Below are 12367 nucleotides of genomic sequence, written 5' to 3' on the forward strand. Positions count from 1 at the left end.
TTCACACTCACAGCTCAACACCTTTCTGTGCCTTGATACCGGCCTGGAAAGCATGCTTGACCACGCCCATCTCAGTAACGGTATCTGCCAGCTCGATCATCTCCGGCTTGGCCCCGCGCCCTGTCACCACTACGTGCTGCATCGGTGGACGGGCCTGCAGGTCACTGAGCACCTGATCCAAGTCCAGGTAGCCGTGCTTGAGAGCGATGTTCAACTCATCGAGTACCACCAGACCGATGCTCGGGTCGCTCAACAGCTCCTTGGATACCGCCCAGGCAGCCTCAGCCGCGGCGATGTCGCGCTGACGATCCTGGGTTTCCCAGGTAAAGCCCTCGCCCATCACATGAAAGCGTACCTGGTCCGGAAAACGCCGGAAAAACAGCTCTTCGCCAGTGCTGTTACGGCCTTTGATGAACTGCACCACACCGCAATTCATGCCGTGGCCCATGGACCGCGCCAGCATGCCAAAGGCCGAACTGCTCTTGCCTTTGCCATTGCCAGTCAACACCAGCAACAGGCCGCACTCATTGGGTGAGTTGGCAATGCGTTCGTCGATCACGGCTTTTTTTCGCAACATGCGCGCCAGATGGCGCTCGTCACGATCAGGGGAATCACTCATGGGGCAGCTCTCCGTTGGGGCTGGGGAACGGCGGGCAGGAAAAGAAATAGACGGCATAAGCCTGGCATCGCCCACCGTGATGCCGTTGGATGGATCAGGCCGGTCTCCGGGCTCATGAGGGGCATCACTGCCGGACTGCGCACCTTCCCATATCGTCACCGACACAGTGGCACCTGGCGCAGTCTTGACTCATCTACCGTTGCGGGGGCAGCGCCGGATTTGTCGCCGGCTCCATCGCTGGAACAGGCCCTGACCGGCTTCCCTGTTTCACTCTGTCGACCACCGGCCACAGAGCACCTGAAACAAGTCGCGAAGGTTAGAGGGTTGGGGGTGGAGCGTCAATTAAAGCCGGCCGTCGAGTCCACCAGAAAACTGCACTGCATCAACAAACTGACGCCAATCTTGTGCCACACTGATCACAGTGATATCAAATGGCCACAAATCACCCCCCCACTATCCTGCCAGACAACAATAAGGACGGACCCCGATGCAAGGCATGATCATCAGCAACCCGAAACTGGAATTCCTGCGCCCGATGCTGGAACGCTGGTTCGACTGCATTGACCGCTACAACACGATTCGCGGCGATAACGAAACGCCCTACTGGTTCGACGAGCGAGCCAACCTTGGACTGCTCTCCGCGGCCGCCTGGATGGCAGAGATGGTCAGCCTGGAACACAGCCCCAGCAAAAAGCAGCAGGAAGAAGGCGCCCGCAACGCTCGCACCGACCTGTATCTGGCCACCAAGGACGAACGCGCCTATATCCAGGCCACCCAGCGCTGGCCGCGGGTCAACAGCCTGCACTTGACCCAGGCCTTGCTGGACGCTGCCCTTGATGCGAAAAAGATCAGCTACGCCAGCGACCTGAAGCTTGGCTGCCTGTTCGTCGCTCCGCAAAAAGCCCAACACAGCGCCACCCCCGAAGAGCTCCAGGACATGCTCGACGAACTGCAAAAAGAACACTGCTGCGCGGTAGCCTGGTACTTCCCTTACGCCTATCGCAAGCTGCGCAACGAAGCCGGCAACTACCATCCCGGGATCGCGGTATTGTTCAAGGAGTCTCGCTGACCAGGTGGAACCATCGACTGGCTATGCTCCTCTATGACTACGATGTCCATGCACTCATAGGGAAATCAGCATGCTCAAACTTCGACACACCTTGCTTATCGCCATCGCCGCCGGCCTCAGCGCCTGCGGTGAGACCTCCAGCCTGCAGGTCTCGGACGGTACCGGACCGAACCCCAAACTGCCGGAACCCAACCCGACGCTGATCCCCACCGTCAACATCGCCCCGGCCATTGGCTGGCCTCAAGACGGAAAACCCGTGGCAGCGGCCGGCACCCAAGTCAATGCCTTCGCCGAGAACCTCGACCATCCGCGCTGGCTCTACGTATTGCCCAACGGCGATGTACTGGTGGCAGAAACCAATGCACCGCCCAAGCCGGACGACAGCCAGGGCATCCGTGGCTGGATTGCCAGCAAGGTGATGAGCCGCGCCGGCGCCGCCGCACCCAGCGCCAACCGCATCACTCTGCTGCGGGACCTGGATCACGACGGCGTGGCAGAAACCCGTACCGTGCTCCTGGAAAACCTCAACTCACCCTTTGGCATGACCCTGGTGGGCAATGACTTGTATGTAGCCGATACCGACAAGCTGCTGCGCTTCCCCTACCAGGACGGTGACACTCGGATCAGCGCCCCCGGCACCAAGGTGCTCGACCTGCCCGGCGGCACACTCAACCACCACTGGACCAAAAACGTCATCGCCAGCAAGGACGGGAGCAAGCTGTACGTCACCGTGGGCTCCAACAGCAACGTCGGCGAGAACGGCCTGGACAAAGAACAAGGCCGGGCAGCGATCTGGGAAGTGGATCGTGCCAGCGGCGAGCATCGACTGTTCGCCACCGGCCTGCGCAACCCCAACGGCCTGGCCTGGGAACCTGTCAGCGGAGCACTCTGGACCGCGGTGAATGAGCGGGATGAGATCGGCAGCGACCTGGTGCCGGACTACATCACCTCGGTCAAGGACGGCGCCTTCTACGGCTGGCCCTTCAGTTACTACGGGCAGCACGTGGATGTACGGGTCAAACCACAGAACCTCGACCTGGTAGCCAAGGCAATCGCACCGGACTACGCCGTAGGACCCCATACCGCTTCGCTGGGACTGACTTTCGCTGAAGGCAGCAAACTTCCCGCCCCCTTCACCGAGGGAGCCTTCATCGGCCAGCACGGCTCCTGGAACCGCAACCCCCATAGCGGCTACAAGGTGATATTTGTGCCCTTCAGTGCGGGCAAACCCCAGGGACAACCTGTCGATGTACTCAGCGGTTTTCTCAATGCCGATGAAAAAGCCCTGGGCCGCCCGGTAGGAGTCGTGATTGATCAGCAAGGGGCGTTATTGGTCGCCGATGATGTCGGCAACAAGATCTGGCGAGTCTCCGCCGCCAAGGCCCCCTAAGCTCAGCGCTTGCGACACAGAGTCAAGCCGTCGCCCAGAGGCAACAGCGACAGATCGATACGCGGGTCATCCTTCAAGGCGCGATTGAGCGCCTGGATGGCTCGAGTGTCGTCACTGGCAGAATCCAGCTCTAGCACTCTCCCGCTCCATAGGGTGTTATCGAACACGGCAAGCCCTCCCACCCGCAGCAAGCGCAACGCAGCCTCCAGATAAGCGGGATAATTGGCCTTGTCGGCGTCGATGAAGAGCAGATCGAAACACTCCAGCTGTCCCGCCCGCTCCAGACTGGCAAGGGTTTCCAGGGCCGGAGCCAGGCGCAGATCAATGCGCTCACTGAGCCCCGCCTCCTGCCAATAACGGCGTGCAGTGAGGTTGTAGTCACCAGGAATGTCGCAGCAGATCAGCGAACCGCCTTCAGGCAGCGCCTGAGCCATGCACAAGGCGCTGTAGCCGGTGAAGGTGCCGACTTCCAGCACCCGGCGAGCACCGATCAGCCTCACCAGCAGCGCGAGAAACTGCCCTTGCTCGGGCGCCACCTGCCAGCGGGCGGTAGGCAACGCCTGGGTTTCATCGCGAAGGCGACGCAACAAGGGCGTTTCGCGCAGGGAGACATCCAGCAGGTATTGGTACAGGGCATCGTCGAGGTTGAGCGTCCGAGCGGTCACAAGCACCTCGACCAGCGAAGGGTTATGGATTGTGCGCCAGGTGTTCCGGCTGCAACACGCGCTTCGCGCTCAGGTAGGCTTTCTGCCAATAGGCCTTGGACAGGCTGTCGAGCTTCACCGTACCGCCCGTGGCCGGCGCATGCACGAAACGCCCTTCACCGACATAGATCCCGGCATGACTGACCTGGGAACCACCATTGGTAGCGAAGAAGATCAAGTCGCCAGTCTGCAAGGCATTCTTGCCGACATCCTGAGCCTGCATGCCAATCATTTCACGGGTCGAACGCGGCAGCGAAATGCCCGCCGCATCCCGGTAGACATAACCGATCAGGCCACTGCAATCGAATCCGGAATCCGGCGTATTGCCACCCCAGCGATAAGGCGTGCCTACCAGGCCCAAGGCACGAAACAGCACGTCTTCGGCAACCGGGGAGAAAGACTGCGAGGAATTGAACACCGGAGCACGCACCGCAGGCGCGGGTGGCGGAGTACGGCTGGCACAGGCGCTGAGCAGCGCGGCGAGGGCAATGAGCGCGAAACGGGCTGAGGTCGACATAAGCTGAACGATCCTGATCGGGATGCGGCTTTCTCTGCCGTGATACTGAAAACAAAACCGCGTAAGCAAGGCTTACGCGGTTAGTTTCAACAATAGATCAGGATTCTAGCGCCTACGCGCCAAACTTCAAGTAAGACTTTAACTTCGCCCTACAAATAGTCTGCTTATTTGCGTGCAGTAACCACGGTCGGCGCCATGGCCAGTGCACGCTTGGCTTCGATGAAGGTCTTGCTCCAGTAGCTATCGCCAAGGCTATCAACCCGCACGCCGCCACTGCGTCGGCTGCTGGAGTGGATGAACTGATCATCACCCAGGTAGATGCCTGCGTGACTGACGCGCCCGCGGCCGTTGGTGCTGAAGAACAGCAGATCACCCGGCTTGAGGTTGTTACGCGCCACCAGAGGAGCTTTTACGTTGATCATTTCGCGAGTGGAACGCGGCAGGTTCATACCCGCCTCTTCACGAAACAGATAGCCGATGAAACCGCTGCAATCGAAGCCGGCTTCCGAGGTACCGCCGAAACGGTAGCGAGTACCGATCAGGGACATGCCGCGCTCGAGGATGCTGTCAGCCAGAACTGGCAACTGGTAAGGCTTGCTGTCAGAGAACTCTGCCAGTTCCTTTTCAGTTGCCAGCTCTTCCTGATAAACAGCGGAAGATTGGTTCTTTGCGGAGACTTGAGTCTGTTGTGCGGGTTGCTGCTGGGACACCGGAGTGTGAGAAGCGCAACCAAACAACAGGGTGACGAGTGCGAGAGGCACGAGGGGTGCGAAGCGATTTAGCATGGGCACGACCGTGGCTTGAAATAAATGAAGCCGCGACTATGCCTTCTATCGCCCTCATTTGCAAATTCAATCGATCAGAATGTGACTTATGAGTTTCTTTCGTACATCTAAGGCTTTAAGCCCATTTTAAGTCCGCCTGCCTCTGGAAACCCTTCCAAAGGCGCGCTTTCTGACGCCTGAAATATGCCAAAACCCTAGGAAAAAACCGCTGCAGGCCTCGGTTTTACCAGCCCAGGGTCTCTTTCAGGAACGGGATTGTCAGCTTGCGCTGGGCTTGCAATGAGGCTTGGTCAAGACGCTCAAGAAGCTCGAACAAGGCACTCATGCTGCGGGTACCACGGGTCAGGATAAAATGCCCGACCTCATCGGTCAGGTGCAGACCGCGACGGGATGCACGCAACTGCAAGGCACGCAATTTATCTTCATCGGAAAGCGGACGCATTTGGAAGATCAGCGCCAGAGTCAGGCGGGATTTCAAGTCCGCCAACTTCACCGGCAACTCACGGGGCGAGGTCGAGGCCGCGATCAACAGACGGCGCCCACTGTCACGCAGACGGTTGAATAGATGGAACAGCGCCTCTTCCCAATCAGCCTTGCCGGCCACCGCCTGCAAATCATCCAGACAGACCAACTCATACTGTTCAAGGTTGTCGAGAATCTCGATACCGCGATCCAGCAGCTCCGCCAGCGGCAGATATACCGCAGGCTCACCTAACTGCTCAAAACGCAAACAGGCCGCCTGCAACAAATGCGTGCGCCCCACACCGTCCTTACCCCAGAGGTAGATCAGGCTTTCGGTCCAACCGGCGTCGGCTTCGCATAGGCGCTCGACGTAGCCGAGTGCTGCGGCATTGGCGCCTGGGTAGTAGTTGATGAAGGTGGCGTCATCACGCAGACGCACACCTAGGGGCAGCTGAATCGGTTTCATGCTGACTGAACAGTTCCAAACGAACCGTTAGTGGCCTCTGTGTAAAGTTTGCAAAGTTTATACCCGTGACGCCGAGCGCACAATGCAGCAGACCACAAGCAAAATCAAAGGTTTGCATCAGCCGAAAGCCTTCGAAAGGGATTCTTTGACAGACCGGATGACCATCAACAGAAGCTCATGACTGAGCGCCCACCAAGGACGCCCAGCATTTACCAGCTCTTTACCCGCCTTACAGATCAGGGTCTTCAGCACCACTGTAGAGGCCGGAGCCCTTGTACAGATCGTGCACGTGACGCACCAGCACCATGATCACCGCAGCCACGGGCAAGGCCAGCAACACCCCGGTAAAACCGAACAACTCGCCACCAGCGAGAATCGCGAAAATCACCGCCACCGGGTGCAAGCCAATACGGTCACCGACCAACAATGGCGTCAGCACCATGCCTTCCAACGCTTGCCCCACCATGAACACTGCGACGATACCTATCATCGGGTACAGATCGCCGCCGAACTGGAACAGACCAGCGATCAATGCCGCACCGATGCCAATGACAAAACCCATGTACGGCACGATCGCCGCCAGTCCTGCAATCAAACCAATCAACAGACCCAGTTCGAGCCCCACCAGCATCAGGCCCGCGGCATAGATCACCCCAAGGGCCAGCATCACCAGCAATTGTCCGCGGACAAAAGCCCCCAGCACCTCATGACACTCACCCGCCAAGGACACTACCTGCTCCTCGCGGTTGCGCGGCAGCAGGCTGCGGATCTTGGCCATCATCAAGTCCCAGTCCCGCAGCAAGTAGAAGCTGACCACCGGGATCAGCACCAGGTTGGCCAGCCAACCGATCAGCGCCAACCCTGAAGCCGTGGCCTGGCTCAGCACCACACCAACAATGTCGCTGGTCTGCCCCATATGCTCGCTGATTGCCGCCTTGACCTTGTCGAACTTCCAGAAGCCGTCTGCCAGCCCCAGCCTGGACTGCACCCAGGGCATGGCACTGTGCTGGACCCAATCGAGCATCTGCGGCGCTAGCTCATAAAGCCGTACCAACTGCTTGGCCAACATCGGTACCAGCACCAACAGCAGCGTCATGACAATCAAGGTGAACAGCGCGAATACCGCTACCACACCCCAGGTACGGGACATCCCCCACTTCTCTAGCCGATCCACCAGCGGATCGAACAGGTAGGCCAGCAACAGCGCCACCAGGAACGGACTGAGGATCGGGTGCAGCAGGTAGACGAACCCACAGACCAGGATTACCCCGCCCAACCAGACCCAACGACGCGTATCTGCCATAAACCACTCCAGCTTCTATATAGAAGGAAACAACCCGCTACCAACGAAAACGCAGTTGCGCTTCAGGAGCTGGCGCAACCGCTGGCACCGCCCCATCAGCACCTTGCACTGGCACCTGCGAAGCCTGGGCCTCACCGGCGGCAAGCTCCTGCAACTTGGCCAGCGACAATTGCGCCCGCAACTGCTCCGCACTGCCGTTGACTCGATAGACGATCCGGTCACCCTCGACGCTATGCAACTGCGCACCAAAAGGCTCCAGGAGGTGCCCCAGTGCCGCGTAGTGTTCCAGGGTCATACCCTGGACCTCCAGCAACTGCTCGCTGGATGCACCCGGACGGGTGACGAAACGCGGCGCCAGACGCTGACTCACCGCCAGCAGCACCGCATCGGCCAGGGCCGCAGTATCGGCGCCCTGAACAGAGCCCTGCTCTTTCTGGTCCCCCAGCCATAGTCGCCACTTGGCCTGCCATTGACCGCCCTCTTCACGGGCATGTACCGCTAGCAGAGCATCGGCGCCATAACGCTCCGAGGCCTCACGCAAAGGGGCCGGATCGGTGCCTTCAAGATTCGGCGCGGTGGCGACGATCTGTTCGTTCAGGTCCCCCAGGGGCAAACGCAGTGGCAAGCCGCGATGCTGGGCCGCGCGCCGCAAGGGCGCAGCACTGGCCTGGCCATCTCCCACCAGGCTTGAACCCTCAGTGGAGTCGCTCAGCCACCAACCGAGGATCGACGGCCGATTGCTGCCCCACAGCGACAGCCCCGCCTGCCGCAGGGCGCGATCGGTGCTGACCGGATCGAAATCCACCTGCAGGCTTTCCGGCGGCCCGGCGTCGTAGCCGTATTGGCTGATGATTTGTTGCGGGTCCTTGCGGATCGCCGCCAGCCCCTGCCCCTGTGCTGCCTTGGGGTCACCCGTGAGGCGCAGCACCAGGGTTTCCAACGCCCGCTGGGTGGCCTGGTCCCGCTCTTCAGGGGCCTGGCTGCTCACCGGCTCACGCACTTGATACAGACCATTGAGGGTTTCGGCATGACTCGCCAGGCTGACCAATGACAAACAGCCCACAAACAGAAATTTACCCAGACGCATGGAAGATTCCCGACGACAAAAAAACGATTGAAACAGCGCGCATGACTCACTGCGAACAAGGCTGTGACCACAAGCCCCGGCGAAACATTCACCTCTCGCCCGATTGTTTTCGCGCTGTCATAACGATAGCCACTTGAGCGCTATACCTTATACAGGCATGGGCAGGAGCACCAACACGGCCAATCAGGGTTTTTTTAACCCGATATACCTCTACCCGTCGGCCCGAGGATGGCCGCTGCCCCTCAAGCCTGATAAAATCGCGCGCCTTCGCAGGCCGGCATCAGCTGGGCACTCTGAAACATTTTTGCGGCGATTGCGCCCGCAGTGTTTCGGCAGTCTCACTGGTTCGGTCGATACCCCTGAATCCCCCCTAAAGGCCTGGATCATGAGCAAGCAACCCTCCCTGAGCTACAAAGACGCCGGTGTAGACATCGACGCCGGTGAAGCATTGGTCGAACGCATCAAGAGCGTCGCCAAGCGCACTGCGCGCCCGGAAGTCATGGGCGGCCTGGGCGGTTTCGGCGCCCTCTGCGAAATCCCGGCCGGCTACAAACAACCTGTACTGGTTTCCGGCACCGACGGCGTCGGCACCAAGCTGCGCCTGGCCTTGAACCTGAACAAGCACGACAGCATCGGCATCGATCTGGTGGCCATGTGTGTCAACGACCTGGTGGTCTGTGGTGCAGAGCCGCTGTTCTTCCTCGACTACTATGCGACCGGCAAGCTGAACGTAGACACCGCCGCTCAAGTGGTGACCGGTATCGGTGCAGGTTGCGAACTCTCCGGCTGCTCCCTGGTCGGCGGCGAAACCGCTGAAATGCCTGGCATGTACGAAGGCGAAGACTACGACCTGGCCGGCTTCTGCGTCGGCGTCGTGGAAAAGGCCGAAATCATCGACGGCTCGAAAGTTGCCGCCGGCGATGCCCTGCTGGCCCTGCCTTCCTCCGGCCCGCACTCCAACGGCTACTCGCTGATCCGCAAGATCATCGAAGTCTCCGGCGCCGACATCGAAAGCATCCAGCTGGACGGCAAGCCACTGACCGAGCTGCTGATGGCCCCGACCCGCATCTACGTCAAACCGCTGCTGAAGCTGATCAAGGACACCGGCGCGGTCAAGGCCATGGCCCACATCACTGGTGGCGGCCTGCTGGACAACATCCCGCGCGTGCTGCCAAAAGGCGCCCAGGCCGTGGTCGACGTGGCGAGCTGGAAACGCCCGGCCGTTTTCGATTGGTTGCAAGAGAAAGGCAACGTCGACGAACACGAAATGCACCGCGTACTGAACTGCGGCGTAGGCATGATCATCTGCGTAGCTCAGGACCAGGTTGAAAATGCCCTGAAGGTCCTGCGTGAAGCCGGCGAGCAGCCTTGGGTCATCGGCCAGATCGCCGCCGCCGCCGAAGGCGCGGCCCAGGTCGAACTGAAGAACCTCAAGGCCCACTGATGCAAGAGCGGATGTCGCCGACCTGTGATGTTGTGGTGCTGCTGTCCGGCACCGGCAGTAACCTGCAAGCCCTGATCGACAGCGCGCAAACCGACGACAGTCCGGTGCGCATCGCTGCCGTGATCTCCAACCGCGCTGACGCCTATGGCCTGCAGCGCGCCAAGGACGCGGGTATCGCTACCCGCTTCCTCGATCACACCACCTTCGAAGGCCGCGAGGCCTTCGATCAAGGGCTGATCGAACTGATCGACACCTTCCAACCGAAACTGGTGGTGCTGGCCGGATTCATGCGCATTCTCAGCGCCGGGTTCGTCCGCCACTATCAGGGCCGCCTGTTGAATATCCATCCTTCGCTGCTGCCCAAATACAAAGGGTTACACACTCATCAGCGGGCGCTGGAGGCCGGAGACACCGAGCACGGTTGCAGCGTGCACTTTGTCACCGAGGAACTCGATGGCGGACCACTGGTCGTACAGGCTGTGATCCCGGTAGAGTTGCACGACTCGCCGCAAAGCCTGGCGCAGCGAGTGCACATCCAGGAACACCGGATTTACCCCATGGCCGTACGCTGGTTTGCCGAAGGTCGGCTAACGCTCGGCGATCAGGGTGCTTTACTGGATGGTCAATTACTGGCCGCCAGCGGCTATTTGATTCGAACCTAGGAGATTTTATGCGTCGCGCCCTGCTCTTCGCTTGTGCTCTGTTCGCCCTGCCAGCTGTGCAGGCGGCAGACCTTCACCCGTTCTCCGCCAGCTACACCGCTGACTGGAAGCAGCTGCCCATGAGCGGCACTGCTGAACGCAGCCTGGAAAAAACCGCCAGCGGTGCCTGGAAACTCAGCTTCAAGGCTTCGATGATGATCGCCAGCCTGAGCGAGGAAAGCACCCTGACCCTGGACAAGGACACTCTGGTGCCCCAGTCCTATCACTTCGAGCGTGGCGGTCTGGGCAAGGCCAAGAAAGCCGACCTGGACTTCGATTGGAACGCGAAGATGGTCACTGGCACCGACCGTGGCGATGCGGTCAAGTTGCCACTGAACAGCGGCATGGTGGACAAATCCACCTACCAGTTGGCCCTGCAGCATGACGTGGCCGCTGGTAAGAAGACCATGAGCTATCAGGTGGTCGATGGCGGCGAAGTCGATACCTATGACTTCCGCGTCCTGGGCTCGGAGAAGGTCGATACCAAGGCCGGCCAGATCGATGCAATCAAGGTCGAGCGCGTGCGCGATCCGACACAAAGCAAACGCACCACCGTGATGTGGTTCGCCAAGGACTGGGATTATCTGCTGGTGCGCCTGCAGCAGGTGGAAACCGACGGCAAGGAGTACAACATCATGCTCCTCAACGGCACCGTCAACGGCAAGACGGTCAAAGGCAGCTGAGCCTGAGACAGAACAAAGCCTCGCGAATGCGGGGCTTTTTTTTGCTCTGGATTTACTCGCAGGCCCGGCCGCTGGAGCGTAAAGCAAGGCCGCGAAGATGAAACTTTTGTCATGAAACTTTCCGCCCTGCGGCCAAATGTCACGGTTTCCGCGGGCCACAGGATTATCTTCAATCCTGTAAGGGTCTGTTGCATTTCCAGGCAATTTACTTAGCAAGCTAACAAAATATATAACAGAGTCCTGCACACGCCTTGCTGCAGATCAACAGAGATTGGAGCTAGCAGATGACTGTAAAAGTAACTGAACGCGACGATTCACATATGTCCCATGAAGGCGTAGCCGCGGGTGTACGGATCTGGGATGTACATCAACAAGACTTGCTGGTGGGCATGTTCCACTCCGAGACCGATGCCCACAGCTACAAGGCTGAACTGGAAAAGCTCGAGCAGAACCGCGCGCCCCAGAGTTCCTGACTCGACGTCAGCGCAGGAGTGCCGGGATCTCCACGCGGATCACCCGCCTCCCCCATAAACGAAAAAACCCCGCCATGAGCGGGGTTTTTCGTCAGTGGTGGCTTACCACATCAGGTCATCGGGAATCTGATAGGCCGCATACGGATCATCCTCATCCGGTGCCTCGGTAGGCGTGTTCAGTTGCACGATACGACGCGGGTCGCGCTCCTGGATCTTCAGCGCCGCCTCGCGTGGAATCACCTCATAACCGCCGCCATGATGGACGATCGCCAGAGAGCCGCTGCTGAGCTTGTTGCGCATCAGGGTATTCACCGACAGGCGCTTGACCTTCTTGTCGTCGACGAAGTTGTAGTAGTCCTCAGTGGTCAGCTTGGGCAAACGCGAGACTTCGATCAATTGCTTGATCTGTGCCACACGAGCCTTTTGCTCAGCCTTCTCCTGCTGCTGACGATTGAGCTCCTGGTCACGCTTGACCTTCTCGGCCATGGCTTCCTGGGCTGCGCGCTGCTGGGAATCATCCAGCTCGATCTGACCTTTGTGGGCCAGACGCTGCTGCTTCTGCTTGTCTTTGCCGACCTGCTTGGCCTGCTTTTGATTGACCAGCCCTGCTTTGAGCAACTGGTCGCGAAGGGAAATACTCATGGTACTTACTCACTTAGGCAAC

Annotated in this window: 14 protein-coding genes and 1 riboswitch; of the genes, 6 read left to right on the top strand and 8 right to left on the bottom strand. The window is 59.5% G+C overall.

Going from position 1 to position 12367, the window contains the following annotated elements:
* Positions 1–7: 7 nt before the first annotated feature.
* Positions 8–619, bottom strand: coding sequence for a cob(I)yrinic acid a,c-diamide adenosyltransferase (cobO, locus tag GV819_RS10150; RefSeq protein ID WP_161755940.1), 612 nt, complete (start codon positions 617–619; stop codon positions 8–10).
* Between the two features lie 80 nt (positions 620–699).
* Positions 700–935, bottom strand: a riboswitch (cobalamin riboswitch).
* A gap of 171 nt (positions 936–1106) precedes the next feature.
* On the opposite strand from cobO, the gene GV819_RS10155 reads away from it, so the two are divergent.
* Both GV819_RS10155 and GV819_RS10160 read left to right on the top strand, forming a co-directional pair.
* On the top strand, positions 1107–1688 hold the full coding sequence (locus GV819_RS10155; RefSeq protein WP_161755941.1) for a hypothetical protein: 582 nt from the start codon (positions 1107–1109) through the stop codon (positions 1686–1688).
* 70 nt (positions 1689–1758) lie between these two features.
* Positions 1759–3078 carry a PQQ-dependent sugar dehydrogenase gene (locus tag GV819_RS10160; protein ID WP_161755942.1) on the top strand — a complete coding sequence of 440 codons (1320 nt, stop codon included), beginning with the start codon at positions 1759–1761 and terminating at the stop codon, positions 3076–3078.
* A 2-nt stretch (positions 3079–3080) separates the two neighbouring features.
* On the opposite strand, the gene GV819_RS10165 is transcribed toward GV819_RS10160, so the two are convergent.
* The 6 genes from GV819_RS10165 to GV819_RS10190 all read right to left on the bottom strand — a co-directional run bounded on the left by GV819_RS10165 (position 3081) and on the right by GV819_RS10190 (position 8402).
* Positions 3081–3743, bottom strand: a complete 663-nt coding sequence (locus GV819_RS10165; protein WP_161755943.1) for an O-methyltransferase — start codon at positions 3741–3743, stop codon at positions 3081–3083.
* 22 nt (positions 3744–3765) lie between these two features.
* A complete protein-coding gene (locus tag GV819_RS10170; RefSeq protein ID WP_161755944.1) occupies positions 3766–4299 on the bottom strand; it encodes a C40 family peptidase in 534 nt (177 codons plus the stop codon).
* A gap of 164 nt (positions 4300–4463) precedes the next feature.
* Entirely contained in the window at positions 4464–5084 is a 621-nt protein-coding gene (locus GV819_RS10175; protein WP_161755945.1) for a C40 family peptidase, read from the bottom strand.
* A gap of 223 nt (positions 5085–5307) precedes the next feature.
* The gene (gene hda, locus GV819_RS10180; protein WP_007898944.1) at positions 5308–6012 is read right to left on the bottom strand and encodes a DnaA regulatory inactivator Hda; all 705 of its coding nucleotides are present in this window, start codon (positions 6010–6012) and stop codon (positions 5308–5310) included.
* A gap of 229 nt (positions 6013–6241) precedes the next feature.
* Positions 6242–7315 (bottom strand): AI-2E family transporter, encoded by a 1074-nt coding sequence (locus tag GV819_RS10185; protein WP_161755946.1) that lies wholly within the window; start codon positions 7313–7315, stop codon positions 6242–6244.
* 37 nt (positions 7316–7352) lie between these two features.
* Positions 7353–8402 carry a DUF2066 domain-containing protein gene (locus tag GV819_RS10190; RefSeq protein WP_161755947.1) on the bottom strand — a complete coding sequence of 350 codons (1050 nt, stop codon included), beginning with the start codon at positions 8400–8402 and terminating at the stop codon, positions 7353–7355.
* A gap of 385 nt (positions 8403–8787) precedes the next feature.
* Here GV819_RS10190 and purM point away from each other — a divergent pair, with 385 nt between their 5' ends.
* The 4 genes from purM (at position 8788) to GV819_RS10210 (ending at position 11703) form a co-directional block, all read left to right on the top strand.
* Positions 8788–9846 (top strand): phosphoribosylformylglycinamidine cyclo-ligase, encoded by a 1059-nt coding sequence (purM, locus tag GV819_RS10195; RefSeq protein ID WP_161755948.1) that lies wholly within the window; start codon positions 8788–8790, stop codon positions 9844–9846.
* An 11-nt stretch (positions 9847–9857) separates the two neighbouring features.
* Positions 9858–10508 (top strand): phosphoribosylglycinamide formyltransferase, encoded by a 651-nt coding sequence (purN, locus tag GV819_RS10200; protein WP_161756199.1) that lies wholly within the window; start codon positions 9858–9860, stop codon positions 10506–10508.
* A gap of 8 nt (positions 10509–10516) precedes the next feature.
* Complete coding sequence (locus tag GV819_RS10205; RefSeq protein WP_161755949.1) at positions 10517–11230, top strand: DUF3108 domain-containing protein; 714 nt, start codon at positions 10517–10519, stop codon at positions 11228–11230.
* 284 nt (positions 11231–11514) lie between these two features.
* Complete coding sequence (locus GV819_RS10210) at positions 11515–11703, top strand: hypothetical protein (protein ID WP_161755950.1); 189 nt, start codon at positions 11515–11517, stop codon at positions 11701–11703.
* Between the two features lie 102 nt (positions 11704–11805).
* Here GV819_RS10210 and GV819_RS10215 read toward each other — a convergent pair whose 3' ends face one another.
* Positions 11806–12345 carry a DUF2058 domain-containing protein gene (locus GV819_RS10215; RefSeq protein WP_161755951.1) on the bottom strand — a complete coding sequence of 180 codons (540 nt, stop codon included), beginning with the start codon at positions 12343–12345 and terminating at the stop codon, positions 11806–11808.
* Positions 12346–12367 lie beyond the last annotated feature (22 nt).

The organism is Pseudomonas sp. Fl5BN2 (assembly GCF_009908205.1).
In the GTDB taxonomy this organism is placed as follows: Bacteria; Pseudomonadota; Gammaproteobacteria; order Pseudomonadales; family Pseudomonadaceae; genus Aquipseudomonas.

Coding starts and splice junctions, on each gene's coding strand:
- GV819_RS10190 (WP_161755947.1), bottom strand. CDS start 8,402: ATGCGTCTGGGTAAATTTCTGTTTGTGGGCTGTTTGTCATTGGTCAGC.
- GV819_RS10170 (WP_161755944.1), bottom strand. CDS start 4,299: ATGTCGACCTCAGCCCGTTTCGCGCTCATTGCCCTCGCCGCGCTGCTC.
- GV819_RS10215 (WP_161755951.1), bottom strand. CDS start 12,345: ATGAGTATTTCCCTTCGCGACCAGTTGCTCAAAGCAGGGCTGGTCAAT.
- GV819_RS10185 (WP_161755946.1), bottom strand. CDS start 7,315: ATGGCAGATACGCGTCGTTGGGTCTGGTTGGGCGGGGTAATCCTGGTC.
- GV819_RS10205 (WP_161755949.1), top strand. CDS start 10,517: ATGCGTCGCGCCCTGCTCTTCGCTTGTGCTCTGTTCGCCCTGCCAGCT.
- GV819_RS10155 (WP_161755941.1), top strand. CDS start 1,107: ATGCAAGGCATGATCATCAGCAACCCGAAACTGGAATTCCTGCGCCCG.
- GV819_RS10210 (WP_161755950.1), top strand. CDS start 11,515: ATGACTGTAAAAGTAACTGAACGCGACGATTCACATATGTCCCATGAA.
- cobO (WP_161755940.1), bottom strand. CDS start 619: ATGAGTGATTCCCCTGATCGTGACGAGCGCCATCTGGCGCGCATGTTG.
- hda (WP_007898944.1), bottom strand. CDS start 6,012: ATGAAACCGATTCAGCTGCCCCTAGGTGTGCGTCTGCGTGATGACGCC.
- purM (WP_161755948.1), top strand. CDS start 8,788: ATGAGCAAGCAACCCTCCCTGAGCTACAAAGACGCCGGTGTAGACATC.
- purN (WP_161756199.1), top strand. CDS start 9,858: ATGTCGCCGACCTGTGATGTTGTGGTGCTGCTGTCCGGCACCGGCAGT.
- GV819_RS10160 (WP_161755942.1), top strand. CDS start 1,759: ATGCTCAAACTTCGACACACCTTGCTTATCGCCATCGCCGCCGGCCTC.
- GV819_RS10175 (WP_161755945.1), bottom strand. CDS start 5,084: ATGCTAAATCGCTTCGCACCCCTCGTGCCTCTCGCACTCGTCACCCTG.